Origin of the sequence: Lysinibacillus sp. FSL W8-0992 (genome assembly GCF_038008685.1) — a bacterium.
Classification (GTDB): Bacteria; Bacillota; Bacilli; order Bacillales_A; family Planococcaceae; genus Lysinibacillus.
Genome location: NZ_JBBOZQ010000001.1, coordinates 2,977,985 through 2,994,677, shown reverse-complemented (window position 1 = coordinate 2,994,677; position 16,693 = coordinate 2,977,985). Strand labels below are relative to the sequence as shown.

18 protein-coding genes are annotated in these 16,693 nt (G+C 33.8%); 8 read left to right on the top strand and 10 right to left on the bottom strand.

The window, feature by feature from the left end:
* Window positions 1-119: 119 nt before the first annotated feature.
* The 3 genes from NSQ74_RS15130 to NSQ74_RS15120 form a co-directional block, all read right to left on the bottom strand.
* A complete protein-coding gene (locus NSQ74_RS15130) occupies window positions 120-749 on the bottom strand; it encodes an NAD(P)-dependent oxidoreductase (protein WP_340824368.1) in 630 nt (209 codons plus the stop codon).
* Between the two features lie 74 nt (window positions 750-823).
* A complete protein-coding gene (locus tag NSQ74_RS15125; protein ID WP_340824366.1) occupies window positions 824-1,234 on the bottom strand; it encodes an Rrf2 family transcriptional regulator in 411 nt (136 codons plus the stop codon).
* A 138-nt stretch (window positions 1,235-1,372) separates the two neighbouring features.
* On the bottom strand, window positions 1,373-1,579 hold the full coding sequence (locus NSQ74_RS15120; RefSeq protein WP_172771652.1) for a thymidylate synthase: 207 nt from the start codon (window positions 1,577-1,579) through the stop codon (window positions 1,373-1,375).
* Window positions 1,580-1,788: 209 nt separating this feature from the next.
* On the opposite strand from NSQ74_RS15120, the gene NSQ74_RS15115 reads away from it, so the two are divergent.
* Window positions 1,789-2,331, top strand: a complete 543-nt coding sequence (locus tag NSQ74_RS15115; protein ID WP_340824365.1) for a hypothetical protein — start codon at window positions 1,789-1,791, stop codon at window positions 2,329-2,331.
* A 121-nt stretch (window positions 2,332-2,452) separates the two neighbouring features.
* Here NSQ74_RS15115 and NSQ74_RS15110 read toward each other — a convergent pair whose 3' ends face one another.
* The 3 genes from NSQ74_RS15110 to NSQ74_RS15100 all read right to left on the bottom strand — a co-directional run bounded on the left by NSQ74_RS15110 (window position 2,453) and on the right by NSQ74_RS15100 (window position 4,873).
* Window positions 2,453-2,653 carry a hypothetical protein gene (locus NSQ74_RS15110; RefSeq protein WP_340824364.1) on the bottom strand — a complete coding sequence of 67 codons (201 nt, stop codon included), beginning with the start codon at window positions 2,651-2,653 and terminating at the stop codon, window positions 2,453-2,455.
* A gap of 175 nt (window positions 2,654-2,828) precedes the next feature.
* A complete protein-coding gene (locus NSQ74_RS15105; RefSeq protein ID WP_445669064.1) occupies window positions 2,829-3,806 on the bottom strand; it encodes a thymidylate synthase in 978 nt (325 codons plus the stop codon).
* Between the two features lie 146 nt (window positions 3,807-3,952).
* Complete coding sequence (locus tag NSQ74_RS15100) at window positions 3,953-4,873, bottom strand: hypothetical protein (RefSeq protein ID WP_340824362.1); 921 nt, start codon at window positions 4,871-4,873, stop codon at window positions 3,953-3,955.
* A 213-nt stretch (window positions 4,874-5,086) separates the two neighbouring features.
* Here NSQ74_RS15100 and NSQ74_RS15095 point away from each other — a divergent pair, with 213 nt between their 5' ends.
* The 3 genes from NSQ74_RS15095 (at window position 5,087) to NSQ74_RS15085 (ending at window position 8,481) form a co-directional block, all read left to right on the top strand.
* Window positions 5,087-7,285, top strand: coding sequence for an ATP-binding protein (locus tag NSQ74_RS15095; RefSeq protein ID WP_340824360.1), 2,199 nt, complete (start codon window positions 5,087-5,089; stop codon window positions 7,283-7,285).
* Entirely contained in the window at window positions 7,282-7,908 is a 627-nt protein-coding gene (locus NSQ74_RS15090) for a response regulator transcription factor (protein WP_340824359.1), read from the top strand. Before NSQ74_RS15095 ends, NSQ74_RS15090 begins: the two co-directional genes overlap by 4 nt.
* 372 nt (window positions 7,909-8,280) lie before the next feature.
* Window positions 8,281-8,481, top strand: coding sequence for a cold-shock protein (locus tag NSQ74_RS15085; RefSeq protein WP_010859201.1), 201 nt, complete (start codon window positions 8,281-8,283; stop codon window positions 8,479-8,481).
* Window positions 8,482-8,558: 77 nt separating this feature from the next.
* On the opposite strand, the gene ccsB is transcribed toward NSQ74_RS15085, so the two are convergent.
* On the bottom strand, window positions 8,559-9,713 hold the full coding sequence (ccsB, locus tag NSQ74_RS15080) for a c-type cytochrome biogenesis protein CcsB (RefSeq protein ID WP_340826472.1): 1,155 nt from the start codon (window positions 9,711-9,713) through the stop codon (window positions 8,559-8,561).
* A gap of 561 nt (window positions 9,714-10,274) precedes the next feature.
* Between ccsB and NSQ74_RS15075 the strand changes: the two genes are divergently transcribed.
* Window positions 10,275-11,012, top strand: a complete 738-nt coding sequence (locus NSQ74_RS15075) for a class I SAM-dependent DNA methyltransferase (RefSeq protein ID WP_340824355.1) — start codon at window positions 10,275-10,277, stop codon at window positions 11,010-11,012.
* A gap of 139 nt (window positions 11,013-11,151) precedes the next feature.
* Here the strand turns inward: NSQ74_RS15075 and NSQ74_RS15070 are convergent, their stop codons facing one another.
* Complete coding sequence (locus NSQ74_RS15070; RefSeq protein WP_340824354.1) at window positions 11,152-11,586, bottom strand: GNAT family N-acetyltransferase; 435 nt, start codon at window positions 11,584-11,586, stop codon at window positions 11,152-11,154.
* A gap of 28 nt (window positions 11,587-11,614) precedes the next feature.
* Window positions 11,615-12,082 carry a GNAT family N-acetyltransferase gene (locus NSQ74_RS15065; RefSeq protein WP_340824353.1) on the bottom strand — a complete coding sequence of 156 codons (468 nt, stop codon included), beginning with the start codon at window positions 12,080-12,082 and terminating at the stop codon, window positions 11,615-11,617.
* Between the two features lie 272 nt (window positions 12,083-12,354).
* Between NSQ74_RS15065 and NSQ74_RS15060 the strand changes: the two genes are divergently transcribed.
* From NSQ74_RS15060 to NSQ74_RS15050, 3 genes are all read left to right on the top strand, one after another.
* Window positions 12,355-12,909, top strand: a complete 555-nt coding sequence (locus tag NSQ74_RS15060) for a GNAT family N-acetyltransferase (protein WP_340824352.1) — start codon at window positions 12,355-12,357, stop codon at window positions 12,907-12,909.
* Between the two features lie 530 nt (window positions 12,910-13,439).
* The gene (locus NSQ74_RS15055; protein ID WP_172771661.1) at window positions 13,440-13,604 is read left to right on the top strand and encodes an aspartyl-phosphate phosphatase Spo0E family protein; all 165 of its coding nucleotides are present in this window, start codon (window positions 13,440-13,442) and stop codon (window positions 13,602-13,604) included.
* Between the two features lie 227 nt (window positions 13,605-13,831).
* A complete protein-coding gene (locus tag NSQ74_RS15050) occupies window positions 13,832-14,314 on the top strand; it encodes a hypothetical protein (RefSeq protein WP_340824351.1) in 483 nt (160 codons plus the stop codon).
* Between the two features lie 143 nt (window positions 14,315-14,457).
* Here NSQ74_RS15050 and thrS read toward each other — a convergent pair whose 3' ends face one another.
* Window positions 14,458-16,380 (bottom strand): threonine--tRNA ligase, encoded by a 1,923-nt coding sequence (gene thrS, locus NSQ74_RS15045; RefSeq protein ID WP_340824350.1) that lies wholly within the window; start codon window positions 16,378-16,380, stop codon window positions 14,458-14,460.
* Between the last annotated feature and the right edge of the window lie 313 nt (window positions 16,381-16,693).

Sequence of the window (16,693 nt, the reverse complement as noted above, 5' to 3'; positions counted from 1 at the left end):
TGATAGTAGCTAATAAATGCCGTCTTGTAAACAGTCAGTTCAACATAATTCCAAAGTTTTTTTCAATTTTGACGATAATCAACAAAAACCGAGCGCAATTCGCACGCTCGGTAGCATTATTATTTCGTTGAAGAAACAGTAAAACGTTTATTAATATTTTGTGGGTTTTCAATTTCATCTAAAACGGCAATGGCAAAATCACTGTAGCTGACGTAACTTTCACCCGACGCATTTACGAGTAGATGATCATTTCCTGTAGTATAGTGCCCTGTTCGTGGACCTTCTGGATCAAACATTGCAGAAGGACTTAAAAATGTCCACGTAATACTTGATGCTTGTAAATCCGTTAAGTTTTCACCTTGATTTTTTGCAGTAGCAAAGAACATTTCCGGAAAATCTGGTGTATCCATAACACGAACTGTTTTCTCTGGATCAACAAATAAACTTCCTGCGCCACCGACAACAAATAATTTTGTTGCAATGCCTTTGAAAATAGCAATCAAATGACGTCCTACTCTCACATGTAACTCCTCTTGTCCGAAAGGCGCTCCAAATGCATTAACAACAACATCAAAATCCTTCATGTCCTCTTGTGTTAATTCCAATACATCCTTCTCAATCACTTTAATGTCTTCTGTTACTTTAGAAGCTGAACGAACGATGGCAGTAACTTCATGGCCACGTTGCAATGCTTCCTCAACTATTTTTTGTCCCGCTTTCCCTGTTGCTCCAATAACGCCTATTTTCATTTTAAATTCCTCCTCAAATAATTGTAACCATTTTAGTTACAGGTTAATCACAGTAAGACCGACCTCGTTTTACATTAACGAAGTTGATCTAGCACATCTTGTAAAGTTTGTGCTTGTAACTGTTTTTCCATTGCATGCCAAACATCTATATAAACGGCTTCTAACGTGTGCTGAATTTTTCGACCAACCGCACATGCTGGATTTGGCTCATCATGAATTGCAAAAAGTTGCTCAGGCCCTTCAATCGCACGATAGATGGTCAATAAAGACAAATCCTTTGGTTCAATAACGAGCCCATAACCCGCAATTCCTGACTGCGATGTTAACAAACCAGCTCTTTTTAATACGCCAATCATACGTCGCACGACTACTGGATTTGTATTCACACTACCAGCAATATAATCCGATGTTAGCTGACTTTTATCAGATGTTGTTGCAATGAGCGAAAGTATATGGATTGCGACCGAAAATCGACTGTTCACCATATGAATCACCACCTGTTGTAACTATTATAGTTACAGGTCGAGATAATAACAAGTTTTTTGCTCTTACCTTAGCCTGTTCAATTTAAATGTACACAATACATGTTAAGAAATGCATTATGTGAACACACAACTTTAATCTTATATTTTGGACACATAAATAACGAGCTCTTGTTGGATTTGCCCATTTTCTTCATAAAAATCTAAGTTATGAAACTCATATTTAAAATGGCCAACAGGAAACGTTACGCTCTCCCCTTGCGCAGCTGCAAGTATGCCAGCGACATCATGTGACACTATATGTAAAAGTTCCATCCCTGAAATCGTTTCAATAAAAAACACATTCATATAAAAACACCTCCTTTGCCATTATAGCTTAGAAGGTGTTTATTTTTATAGCATTTATTTATTAATATTTAGTTGAATCCCTATACTAAAAAAGTGAAATTTTTAATTAAATCATAATGGTTTCCTCCTTGTTTTTTTTCTTAATTTAATGATAAATTTTAAAAAAAAATCAGTAAAAGTATTTTCTATAAAAAAGGAGGATATTTAGTATGAAAATCAAAATATTACCATTAATAATATGCTTATTTTCACCATTCCTATTATTAGGAGTGTTCATTTACGGAAATGCTTATTATAAAGACTATCATCTAAAATCATCCGAAACGACAGTGAAAGATTTTATAGAGGAATTTATCGACAGTAGCATACAAATAATGCATTTTGAACGAATAGAAGAAACAAATATGTGGTTAGTACAATTGAAAATTAACGATAGTAAATATGGTCATGCACGTTTTAATAAAGGTTGGAATGGTAAACTTAAATTTATTTATTTAGCAACAGATCCCTCAGAAACCTATCGACAATATAAAACAAATAAAGGCAATTATGGCACACTATATGTACACGAATTAGACAGCAATGTTGCCAAAATCAAATTAACAACAAACTGGAAGAATTTCGAAAAAGAAATTGAAGTTGATACATCCGCACCATTTATGAAAACATTTAAACTACCTCCTAATGCAGAAGATACGTTTCCTGCAATTTTTACTTTTTATGATAAAACCGGAGAAGTCATTTCTTATTAATTTAATACACTTTCTATCTATTACTAAATAGTTTTAGAAAAACAAGTTTTTTCATACTTGTCTACTTGAAATGTTATGTATATAACCTAGCGCATATAGAAAACGCTTACACTTTAACTGTTTATTTATAACCATGAAGCCGAATTTCCTCAACAATTTGCATCATTTTCACTATTTGTTCTTGCGATAATGTAGTTGATATATGTGGACTATCGTGTTGAACCTGTTGCTTTCTAAGCAACGAAGCTTCTCCTTGTATATTTTCCTTCAACCGAAGAAATTTCGCATTTCTTGGTGTTTGAAGCAACAATCTTTCTTTCAACACAGCCACCCCTAAACATTTTATTAGAAAATATTCCTATTAATACCATTAACACTATAATAGACGTGCCATTACTTAACCATCCGACTTCTTTCCTATTTCTTAAAAACAGATTGCTTATTTTAGTATTTCTAATCAAAAGAGCAGCAACCATTTTGGTTGCTGCTCTCTTCTTTTATACTGCAATTGGTGCTTTAATTGCTGGATGTGGATTGTAGCCCTCGATGGAAAGATCCTCAAGTTCTATTTCGAAAATTGACGTTTTATCTGAGTTTATTTTCAAGGTTGGTAGTTCCCGTGGCTCACGAGAGAGCTGTTCTTTCACTTGCTCTATGTGATTTGCATAAATATGCGCATCGCCAATACTGTGAATAAATTCGCCAACTTCAAGTCCACATTCATGGGCAATTAAATGTGTTAGTAATGCATAGGATGCAATATTGAATGGACACCCGAGCAACGTATCAAGGCTTCTTTGCATTAATTGACAGCTTAACTTACCTTCTGCTACATAAAATTGGAACATTACATGACAAGGTGGCAAAGCAGCTTTACTTCCCTTAGCACCTGCATTAATGACATCTTCTGGGTTCCAAGCATTCACAATAATGCGACGTGAATCTGGATTATGTTTAATTTGGTGGATAACGTCTTGTAATTGATCAAGACTTTCCCCATTCGATGTTGTCCAATTACGCCATTGCTTGCCATACACATTGCCAAGATCACCGTATTTCTTCGCAAAATCATCATCATTAACAATGCGGTCACAAAACGATGTCAGCTCAGCTTGATATAACGCATTAAACGCTTCGTCCGTTAGACAACGACGACCGAAATCCGTCATATCAGGGCCACGATATTCATCGGATTCTACCCATTTTTTAAAAGCCCATTCGTCCCATATATGATTATTATTTTGTAATAAGTAGCGAATATTAGTATCACCTTTAATAAACCAAAGAAGCTCACTTGCTACAAGTTTAAATGGTACTCGCTTTGTCGTTAAAAGTGGAAAACCCTTACTTAAATCAAAGCGCATTTGATAGCCAAAGACGCTATATGTACCTGTTCCGGTACGGTCGTCCCTTTTCACACCATTTTCTAATATATGTTGTAGTAAATTTAAATACGCAGTTTCTGGATGCGTCAATTTGTCACCAGCTCCTTCAAATATGCTGTTGAACATTATACCATCTAATGTTGGTAAATGGACGCCCAAATACAAAAACAAACTACAATTCAACATCTACATTAGAAACTGCTGTAATTTCGTTTTGTCCTTTTTTAAAAGGTCCATTACATGTTTGAACCCAACGTTTTATCGTGTAATTCTTTAGAAATTTCATTTTCTGTTGCAACGAAAAAAATCGGTAACAGTATAATTGATACAAGAATAGGCCCAACAATAAATAATAAATCAATGCCAGGGCTAAAAAAGAGTCCAAATGCTGTTAGTAATCCAGACATCACTAAAAAAGCAATTTGTGCAATGACAATTAATAACGGAATGAGTTGATATAAATAGTTTAGCTTTCTAAATTGATGCATATTTTCTGGATGCTGAATAATTCGCTTTTTTAAACGTTTAGATAAAATCAAGCATGTAAAAATTTGAACGATAATAAAGCTAAAATACATAATACTACGTAAGATCATTTGTTGTTTTGCAATTGCCCCATCGAAATGTGCAACTCGCTGCTGTAACAGTTCGTTAACTGCACCATTATAGATGTATTCTCGCTCACTCAAAAATGTTAGTGGCTGGTCAAATCCAAATGTTGACCATTCTTTAGCATTTACTTGCCAATTTGCTAATTTACTTGCCATAATACGCAATTGTATAGCCTCATCTTCACTAAACATCCCTACTAATGTGCGATAGGGGATTGATAATTTCAATTGACCATCTTGTTTCTCTTGAAATAAATCCCCGATAAAAAATGTATAAAATACATCAGATTGTTTTGTCTCAAAATGAGCACTTTCCACTTTCCAATGACTAGCTAAGGAGGCTTCAATATCATTTTTCATCTCATTATATTGCATATTGTTATGTAACTGTTTAGGTATCTTATAAACAAAATGATTGTCACTTCCTATGATGCAGATATCCACTTCAACAGGATTTTTAACAATAGTTTTAGCGATTGCTGTCATCGGATACATAGATATGGCGACTAGGAAAAATAGGATTAGTGTTAGCACACTTCTTTTCATGCAGGCTCCCCTTTCCTTCTCATAAGCTAGATTCACATTATCACAGCTTTTACCGAAAAGACTATTTCGTTATTCCGAAAAAATGATAGTGGTTTTCCGAAACACCTTGTTTCGGTATTCCAAAAAAACCTAAAATTATGGATAATATAGTAGATACTTATTGATGAAACGAGGCATTTTCATAATGATTATGAAAAATAAAGAGGATATATTATGCACAAATTGACTTCTAGTATTTTTATCACCTACTTACTTATTGGCATTTATGTACTTGTTATTGCAATTCGTGCCCCTTTTATTAACATTTTAGTCGATACGTCTAGTGAGCTCCCTGTCGTCATTGATCCTTATTATATAGGTTGGGCACAACAACAGAATATTGAACAAGGAGACACCATTCTGACCATCGATCAACATTCTACGAAAGGTTATGTATCGTCCCAACGAGATTCTTACGTCGCCAGTGCAAATGAGTTGTCGATATTAAAAGCAGACAGTACAGTACATACAATTGAAGTAAAACACCGTGATCTTCCTGAAGAGTTTTATACACATATTGTTTTTCCGATGTTTTATTTCATCCTTTGTTTTTGTGTTGCTTTCTACTTATGGAAACATAATAAAGATAATTTCATAACAAAATTACTAATACTTTTTCTTTTAACATGTTCGTTAGCTTACACAAGCACAGGTGCTTCAAGTCGAGGGAATGTAGTAGGCATGATTGTCAATGGAATTTGTATCGTCTTATGCTTAGTATTAATTATTCACTTTTTACAACAATATTTCCATTATTTACACATAAAATGGTCATACTTAGATACTAGGTGGCTCTATTTTATTCCTTTAGTCATCATTCCATCTTGTTATGTCATTGAATTATTTGTGCCACAATTTAAGGATATCACGCCTAATGTTACGCTTGGTTTATTTGCATTACTCATTTTATACGCTATTTTTATATTACTCACTACCTATTTACGAACACGGTTAGCGAAAATACGATTAATTGCCATTTCATGTATTATACCTTTTTTACCTTTTTTACTATTATTTGTTGTACCTGAAATTTTAGTTAACAAAGCAATCATTCAGCCTGAAATAAGTGTTTTATTTATTTTATTTATTCCTTTTTCCTTTATTTTCATTCAGTTAAATGAACGATTGTTTGATATTGAGTACCAATTATCTCGTTTTCGCTATTATTCATCACTTGCATTTTTTATCTCACTAATTATAACGACGTTTTTAGCAATATTGTTATTTGAACAACTTACAATTGCAATGCTAATTGTTGTTTTTATCGTTCTTTTCTTAGGCTTTATTACAAGCTTCTATGTAAAAGAGCAACTTGATTTTAAACATCGAAAAATTATATTTTCGTCATCTGGTGATTATGTACATAATTTATATGCGGCTGTTAATCGCATTGGAAATGCAAAAAATCAACAGGAATTACTTAATAAACTTAAAAATGAAATTACCGAAAAACTTGGTACTACAGCATTTACCCTTGAAACAATAACCGAGGATGTTCAATTTCCCCAAGGCGGCATCCAAATTGAGAACCAAATGACACAACTACTTATCCATGATACAGTGGATGAAAAGATTCTTATTCGGATAAGACATACATTACAAAAAGAAGAGTTACTTTGGTTGGAGTTACTTGCTTTATATGTCTCTATGTTTATCGACAATTTAAAGCATATTGAAGATTTAGTACGCGATATTCAGCACATGAAAGACACGAACAATACCCAACTTCCCTGGCTCGATAAATTATTATGGAATATTATTGAGAAAGAAAAAAGTATACTTGCACAGGAGTTACATGACACTATTTTACAGGAGCAGCTTCATTTGGCGAGGGAATTAGATGTTATAGCAAGCTCCCCTATTATTGAAGAAAAAAAAGTGTTAGACATTCGGGAGCAGCTTATTAATGCCACTAAAGATTTAAGGGAGTATTGTGAAAATCTAAGTCCCCCATTACTCGATACATTTGGTTTAGAAATGGCTTTAAAAAAACTTGTACAAAAAGTAAAAATTCGAGCTAACTTTCTATTGAATACTCAAATTGACCGAGTTCAGTTTCAAGATGTAACTTTACATTTAGTCGTCTATCGCCTAGTTCAAGAACTGCTCAATAATGCAATTAAACACGCTGATGCATCGAAGGTTTCACTAAAACTACTTGCGATTAACAATGGTTTTGTTCTCCAATACGACGATAATGGTATCGGCTGTAATATTGAAGATTTAATGCAATCATCCGCTTCTATGGGCATTAATGGAATTCGAGAACGTGTTCGAGCGTTTAACGGAGAAATGACCATTACCTCCAAACCAAATGATGGCATGCATGTTTTTATTCAAATTCAAGAGGAATGTGAGGAACCATACAAATGATTGATATATTGATTGTAGATGATCATCCTGTCGTTTTAGACGGAACGAAAACATTATTACAAGACTTAGAAAATGTCCATATTGAAACAGAGCAAGAAAGTGCTAATGTCGCTTCCAGAATGGAGACTCAAACTTTCCAGCTCTTTTTAATTGATATTAATATGAAACCGATAAATGGCATTCAACTTGCTGAAATGATTAAGAAAATACAACCTGAAGCATTGATAATACTTTATACAGGCTATGAGTTGTCCGATTATTACGAGCTACTCGTTGAAAAAAAAGTGGATGGACTTTTATCAAAGCTTGCTACGAAAGAACAAGTTATTCAAACAATCCAAGCTACTTTGCGCGGGGAAATTTTGTTATCGGCTGATTTTTTGGACTTTGTTAAACAGCACTCGAATCGTTCCAATGCAAAACAAGAAGTATTACTAAGTCATAAGGAACAAGAAATTTTGCAGCTCGTAGCACAAGGTTGTACAAATAAAGCCATCGCCTCTGCAATTGGGGTTACCCAACGTACAGTGGAAAATTATTTATCTAAACTCTTTGTAAGATTGCAAGTGGAATCACGTGCTGAGGCAGTAATTGTTGCAAAAGAAAAAGCATGGATTGACTAAAGTCATAAGCGCTACTTAAAAATTTTGTATAAGTTTACATAGTTTCATCAAATGTGATAATGGTATAAAATCAATTCAATTTATCGCTTTTTATTAACAAAATAGGTTGTTTATACCTCTTTTCTTTCAGTAAATGGGTCAATCATTATACTTAGAAACAATATTATGTAATTTTTTCTTACTAAAAAACGGCATTTGCTGGATAAATGTATGAATCTGTTATATAATGAAAGTAATAATTAAATTACTTCATCGTAAACAATGAAACCACGTATTCAATAGTAACGTGTTCTTGCGATCTTATGATTATGTGTTTATTTAATACAGAATGAAGGAATATGATTGTTGAATTTATTTTTGGAGGTTTTTTAAATGACTCAAGGTACAGTAAAATGGTTTAACGCAGAAAAAGGTTTTGGCTTCATCGAAGTAGAAGGTGGAAACGATGTATTCGTACACTTCTCTGCAATCCAATCTGAAGGTTTCAAAACACTTGAAGAAGGACAAAAAGTAGAATTCGGCGTTGAAGAAGGTAACCGTGGCCCTCAAGCTACAAACGTTGTAAAACTTTAATTCTTTTTCAAGAATTAACAGTTCAAACTCCAAGAGACATCCTTTATGGATGTCTCTTTTCATTTATCATTATTTCTCTACGCGTAAGAATGGAGACCTGCAATCACCAAGTTAACGAATACTTGATTAAAAACGATAATGCCAAAGCCAGTTATAGATAACCATGCAGTCTTCTCCCCTTCCCATCCCTTGGAAAGACGCAGATGTAAAAAAGCAGCATAAAATAAAAATGTAATAAGTGCCCAAACTTCTTTCGGATCCCAACCCCAATATCTTCCCCAGGCAATTTGTGCCCATATCATTGCAAACAATAAACCACCTAAAGCAAACAATGGGTAGCCTATCACAACGGCTCTATAAGAAATTTCGTCCATTAATGCAGGCTGAACACGTTTTGTCAGCGGCTTTAATAACACAATAATCGACTTTCTAAAGAGAATACGTATGATACCATATAAAATGGTTCCCACAATAAATGCCCAAACGATCGAATTTAACTTTTTTGCGTCTATAGTTTGAGGTACTTTCAATAATCCTGTAGAATCTCCATTTTCCTTTAACGCTCCGGCATTGACTATAAGTGGTGTCATCGTATAGACAACCTGTTCTTCCTTGCCTTGTGTATTTTCAAATTGAAGATGTACGTCATCCTTCATTATAGTAAAAGCAGTCGATACGCCGCTAAAGCCAATGACAACAAGCAAACAGTACATGACAAATTCTAACATAATCGTACTAAGTGATCGTTTTTGAACATCCAACGTTTTTAGTAAATAAATTATCCCCGTTGCAAATGAGATAGATAAAATAGCACTGGAAAAAGCAACTGTCATAACATGAATTGTTAACCAATTACTTTGTAATGAAGGTACAAGTGGTGTAACTTCATTTGTAAAAACGCTTCCATAGCCGAGAATCATTAATACTACAGGTATGACAAACAACCCTACAACAATTTGCTTATACAAATAATGAATAATGAGGAAGCTTGCCGTTAGCATAATGCCAAAAAACGTCATAAACTCGTACATATTACTAACAGGTGCGTGTTTTACTGCAAACCATCTTAAAATAAAATAGCATAATTGTAAGACAAAGGCGGAATATGTAAGTATAAGGCCAAGTCTCTTAAACGTATGTCCTGATGATTTTACTGCAAGTCCAAACGGTAAAATGGCAATTAACAGTAAAATAAAAGCTGCAAATAACGAATACCCACTCATACTTAATATCTTTTCAGTTCCCAACATAACGACCTCCAACATCCTTTTTTGGTAGAAGCTGTGAATGCCTCTCCATAAAAAGAACGTAACCCGTTACATTAAGTGCCTTCTTCTCTCTGTAAATTTTTACTATTAAAGGTATATGTTACAAAGATGTGACGATACAAGAAGAAGCAAAGGAATACAAACAGGATAACGAATATACAATAGGTAGACTAGCACCTATTTTTTGAATAAGAATTACTGAGAGGAGCGGGATAATCATTGTGAAGCCTATCAAACTTCGCCCATTTGAAAGCGTCAGTAAAAATAGATGAACAATAGTTGTAAGGAGGTATATGCATAACGGCACTAACTATTTTGCCAAAACAACATCTCCTTATTATGGGATTTCAAAAAAAAACCAACTTTTCACTTACGCAAAAAGTTGGTTTTTATGAAAGCAGACATGCCTCTATCTACATATTACCAAAAATTATATTATAAGTCTATTTCTTTCTTTGGCTGTATGAGAAAATAATCATGCGCAAATGAAACATAACGTTATGTAAAATAATTCGGAGGTTTTACATGCAACAGAATATTTATGATAATCCAAATTTCTTTAAGCAATACCGACAATTACGAACATCATCATTCAATTATAATCAATTACTTGAGCAGCCAGCATTTAAAGCATTACTACCCGATCTACATGATTTACAGTTACTTGATATCGGCTGTGGTATGGGGGAATTTGCAACTTATTGTATTGAGAACAAAGCGAGGCATGTAACAGCGATAGATGTGTCGAAAAATATGCTTGCTGTTGCTAAAACATTGCATGCGCACCCAAACATTTCTTATTGTTTACAATCATTTGAGGAATTTAATGCACCTGCAAATAGCTTTTATTGTATTACAAGCTCTCTCGCTCTACATTATATAGAAGATTTTAATGCAGTAATTGCTAAAGTATCGTCATTGCTTCGTAATGATGGTGTAGTCATTTTTTCAATAGAACACCCGATTGTCACAGCACGCAAAGATACGGATAATTGGATTTGCGATGAGGATGGTGATTTATGTCATTATGCAATTGATGATTATCAAGCGGAAGGCTTAAGGGAGCAAACCTGGTTAGTTGAAGGTGTTATAAAGTATCATCGAACGCTATCAACTATACTCAATACACTAATTGCGCATGGACTCACTATCGAGAAAATTGAAGAACCTATCCCTTCTAACGAAGCAATACAAGCTCTTCCAAAATTAAAAAAAGAATTAAGGAAACCTTCCTTTTTATTAGTAAAAGCAAAAAAGCATTAGAACGTGACAGGCACTCAAACAATTCTGAAATCTCCAAGTAAAAATCCACGTAGACTTCTGCGGCTTACACTGTGCCGCGGAAAGCAATGTGGATTTTTACTTATAATGTGTATATGGTAAGTGACAGGCACTCAAACAATTACTTCCCAATTTCAATCACTTTTGATTTAAAATAAATGATTTCAGGATCACCATCATCCAAGTTTTCAATAAAGCCACTTCTATTAAATCCAGCCACTTCAAATACTTTTTGCATTTGCAAATTTGATTGATTTGTAGAGGAGAAAATTTTGGGTGTTGGTGCCATACTGACAAAACTAGCTAGTAGTGATGAAGCCACCCCTTTTCTTCGTTCAGAAGGTTTTACAATGATCAATGAAATAAAACTACATTCAAAAAAATTAGTCGTAAAAATTAAAAATCCTGCAATACCGCTGTGCGTTCTTTGAATAAGGCATCGCTTTTCTTCAATTGCTTTTATTATCATATCCTTTCTTGAATATTCCCCTATCACTTCTTTATCCATTGTACATAGGTCATCAATATGCTCTGTACTTGCTATTACTGGCATCATTTCATTCACCCTTATTTCATTTGATAGATTATAAATAATAACTCATTACTTTCAACTCATCGTTAATCCCTGCTGCATTGACGCCTTCATCTACAAAGCCACATTTTTTATAAAGAGCCTGTGCTGCGATATTAGGAAAATTCACACCTAAAACTAGTTCATTTATAGTAGGAAAATGTTGTTGCACAAACGAGGGCAATAATTGTAATGCTTCAGTTGCATACCCCTTACCTTGTTCATTGACATCCGTTGAAAATGCACGAATTAATAAAGCTTGATTATTTCCAGTGTAAGGTTTTACCCCTTCCTTTTCATGAAGAACAAAAAAAGTAACGAGCTTCCCTTCTTTTATCGCTAACACCGCATGTCGACTTTTATCAGTTTTAACTAATTCAATACTTTCCTGAGGGGACATCGTATAGCGAAGCTGCTCTTTAGTTAACGTATATTGCTCAATTAATGAACGATCGGATGTATCATAAAATTTTAGTCGCATATTATCCCTTCTTCCATTTACTCACAAATAATTTTAACATATTTTAGAAATTAATAGCAGATTATCAAAGTTTAAAATTTACTAACTAATCACACACTATCATGTTATTTTTCATTTATTTACTTTAAATTCCAAACTATGCTATTATTATACTATTCAATTTAAAGGAGATGCGACTATGATTGCGCTAAAAGCAGTAGAAATGTTTGGAACAAACTAATTTCAAAGGGATGTTAACTTACACTGCAACCCTTAAACAAGGGAGAATTTACATGGAACAATATTTTAAAGATTTTCTTAATGGACAATCGATTATTTTGAAGCAAATGGCATCTTCTGATTTAGAAGAGTTTATAAAGGTAGAGAGTGAACAACATACTTTATTACTTGCTAATGATGAAATTCCATTCCCACATACAGTAGAAGACCATTCTTCTTTCTTTCAAAGTATTAGTGGAAAAAAGGAAGAATTTTTCTTTGGTATTTTTGAAAAGACGACGCAACAGTTTATTGGTTCATGTGGTGTATATTCTATTAACTGGATTAATAGTACATGTTTAGTAGGCATATCTTTGAGTGAAAAATGGCAAGGTAAAGGATTAGGAACTGATGCTATGCAGACGCTCATCACGTTCATCTTCGACTACATTGCAATAAACAAAATTAAACTACAAGTGTTCAGCTTTAATGTAGGCGCGATACGTTCCTATGAAAAATGTGGATTTACAAAAGAAGGCATCCTTCGTAATGAAATTTTCCGCTTCGGTAAATTTCACGATATTATCTTATTCGGCCTATTACGTGAAGAGTGGCCCCCACTTAGTTAAAAAAGCGCACACATTCAACATAATGAATGTGTGCGTTACTCATTTATAATGTACCGTATATTGACTTCGCTTTCTGATCATTTAGAAAAAAAGTCTATATATGTCAAGCAATTTTAAGAAAAAGAATTATTCCTAATAATTAAACAGCAAATAATAGAATTTGATAAATTGCGACAAGAAATGAAATATTGTAACGTTTCTCATTAACGATTCTAGTTAGATAGATTATTCTCTATAGTAAAAAAGACACAAACGTAAAAAGTTTTATTCTAACCATTTTTTTAAGAAAAAACACTGTCAATTCGCTAATACATAACTTATTAATCAAATAAAAGGGTAAAAAATTTTCACTAGAATTCACATTATTTTTATAGATACTTAGACTAATTTGTGACTAAATTACGAATTTCAATTTCGATACACAATGTGACATTTTTTTTGTTTTAAGTGATATACAATGAAAAAGCTGAATCAAAGTCATTGGAATTTAAAATCAAGAATATGCGGAAAAAAATTAGGAGGAGAATAAGTTGGTACATTTATTGCTTAAACAATTCTTGAAGTTTGAAATTGAGATTAAAAGGAGAATTATGTATAAAAAGGCAAAAGATTTAGGATTTACACACCCCGCCGTAGTAGATTATAGCCAAGAACTTGATGTTTTACTAAATAAATATTTAAAACAAGCATCCTAATATAAAGGAGGAGTATTTATAAATAAATTTTATAATATAATCCCATTTTCGATAAAACCAGTCAGAAATAATGTTTTGTTTACTTGGCTGGTTTTTCGCTCAGTCTAATTACTTGTTAAAATGTCCTTTCGATATTCCTTAGTTTTCAATATGTTACTGTAGTAAAACGTATACATAACAAAAAATTGGGAAATCTACCTATAACACTAATTATAGGAGGCCAAATTATGCAAGTACTGTTTTTAACCTTGGTCGTTATTTCTAATTTATTTTCACACACAGAGACTTTACCAAAAGAGTCGACAACTACTATATGTGAACCTATCACAACATCTGACACTACGCTTCAATACCCTAGTAATCACTTTCAATCATTTCTTGTTGAAGACGAATTTTATAAGCAATTAGATAAATCCATCTATGAAGAGTATAAAGATTCATCGTTTAACGTTCGCCAAAAAATTCTATTTAAAGAAGTGCCTGACACTCATAAAATGTTTACTATGCAAACAAATGACAACAGTAGAAAATTAGATCTCTCAGGTCACATTATGATTCATCCAAACAGACAAGTATATTTTTTAGCCTCATATCGCCAAAACGAACAAGAAGAATTTCATAAATATATAGTGGTCGATGCAGAAACGAATAATATACTATTAGGTAGTAGTACGTATTCACCAATACTAAAAGCTGATAAACCGCTTTGATCCTATAAAGTACATTTACTATATACTATGCTTGAATAACCATTACTAGAAGCATAATCTTTGCAATTTATAATAAATAATTTACTTTTATTTGTAATGAGAAAAAGCCTGATTGAAATATCCAACCAGGCTTTTCTCTATTATTAACTAGTAGGTAACGCTTTTTGTAAAATTTCTTGTTTGATTTCATCAACAAACTGCTGCAATGTTTTTTCATTTAACTCTTGATGACCAAATTTGCGTACAGTTACACTTTGATTATCGCGCTCTTTATCGCCCAATACTAGAATATATGGTGTTTTCTTCATCTGAGCATCTCTTATTTTTTTCCCGAGCTTCTCCTGACGGTCATCTACTCGCACTCGTATTTGTTCTTTTTCAAGTGCATGTACAACCTGTTGGACATATTCTTGATGGATAGTAGCAACCCCTATCACAATTACTTGTTGTGGTGCTAACCAAGTCGGAAATGCGCCGCCAAAATGTTCAATTAAAATGCCTAAAAAGCGGTCAATTGAGCCAAAAACAGCACGATGGATAACGACAGGTCTTACTTTTTCGTTTTGTTCGTTTAAATATGTTAAATCGAATTTCTCAGGCAGTTGGAAATCTAGTTGAATTGTTGCACATTGGTGACTGCGTTTAATAGCATCTTTTATGTGAATGTCAATTTTAGGTCCGTAAAATGCGCCGTCGCCTTCGTTTATTCTATAAGCATATCCTGCATTATTTAAAACATTTTCCAATGCTCTTTCTGCTTTATCCCAAAGCTGAACATCCCCCATAAAATCAGCAGGACGTGTCGATAATTCAATTTCATATTGGAAGCCAAATACTTGATACGTGTGATCAATGATCTTTAGCGCTAAATTAATTTCATCCTCTATTTGTTCTGGTGTGACAAAAATATGGGCATCGTCTTGGCAAAATGTTCGTACACGCAATAGACCAATTAATGCACCGCTAAATTCATGTCGATGAACTTGCCCAAATTCTGCCATACGAATCGGCAAATCACGGTATGAATGTCTTGCATTTTTGAAAATCAACATATGTCCAGGACAATTCATCGGCTTTAATGCGAAGCTTTGAGCATCTACTTGTGTAAAATACATATTGTCTTTATAGTGGTCCCAATGTCCCGATTGTTCCCATAGACGCTGGTTCATCATAAACGGTGTACGAACCTCTTGATAGTCATACTTCGTTTGAAGATTTCGTAAAAAGGATTCTAATTCATTTCGAATAATTTGACCATTTGCTAAATAGAACGGCATGCCTGGTGCTTCTTCGGAAAACATAAATAATTCAAGTTCTTTTCCTAATTTACGATGATTGCGTTTTTCTGCTTCTTCTAAAAATACAAAGTAATCTTGTAATTCTTCTTTTGTAGCAAATGAAACACCATAAATGCGCTGAAGCATTTTATTTTGGCTATCGCCACGCCAATACGCTCCAGAAACTTGCATTAATTGAAAGTGTTGCAATTTACCTGTTGACGATACATGCGGCCCGCGACATAAATCATAAAAATCACCTTGCTCATAAACTGTAATTATATCTTCTTCGGGAATATCAGCTAGTAATTCCAACTTTAATTTATCATGCTGAAACAACTGTTTAGCTTCTTCTCGCGATACTATCTTTCGATGTATTTCAATATTTTCTTGAACAATTCGTTTCATCATTTTTTCTATTTTTTGTAAGTCTGTTGGTACAAGGGATTGTGCTAAATCGATATCATAATAAAACCCATTTTCAATGACAGGCCCTACCCCAAACTGCACATCTGGAAATATTCGTTTAATAGCTTGTGCTAATAAATGAGCAGTTGAATGACGAATAACCTCGATTCCCTCGCGTGAGCTAGCATCAAATAGATTGATTTGGGCATCTGCCAATATAGGGCGCGTCAAATCAGTGATGGTTCCGTTCACACTTCCTACAATTGCTTTTTTGCGCAGTGCGGGGCTAATCGCCTGTGCAATGTCGGTTAGTGTAACACCTTTTGTAAATACTTGTTGTTTTCCATCTGGAAACTGAATGTTTAATACTTGATTTGACATGTTCTTTTCTCCTTTACTAGAAAATAAAAAAAACACATATCCGTCCCAAAATAGGGACGAGTATGTGTAATTTACCCGTGGTTCCACCCAAATTCCCACTAGCAGCTCATTGACTTTGCTGTAACGTCGCAATTACGGTGCATGTTTCCAAGCACTGCTCAAAGGTAGTAAAAAATGATGCGGCATTAGGAAGTTTTCAGCTAGGCTTCCCTCTCTGTGAATCGTTCATCAATTCTCTTGTCCCTGTCATAGCTATTTTCATTGTTTCATGAAATTGGTATTTACTATATCGGACATCTAAATACTTGTCAAT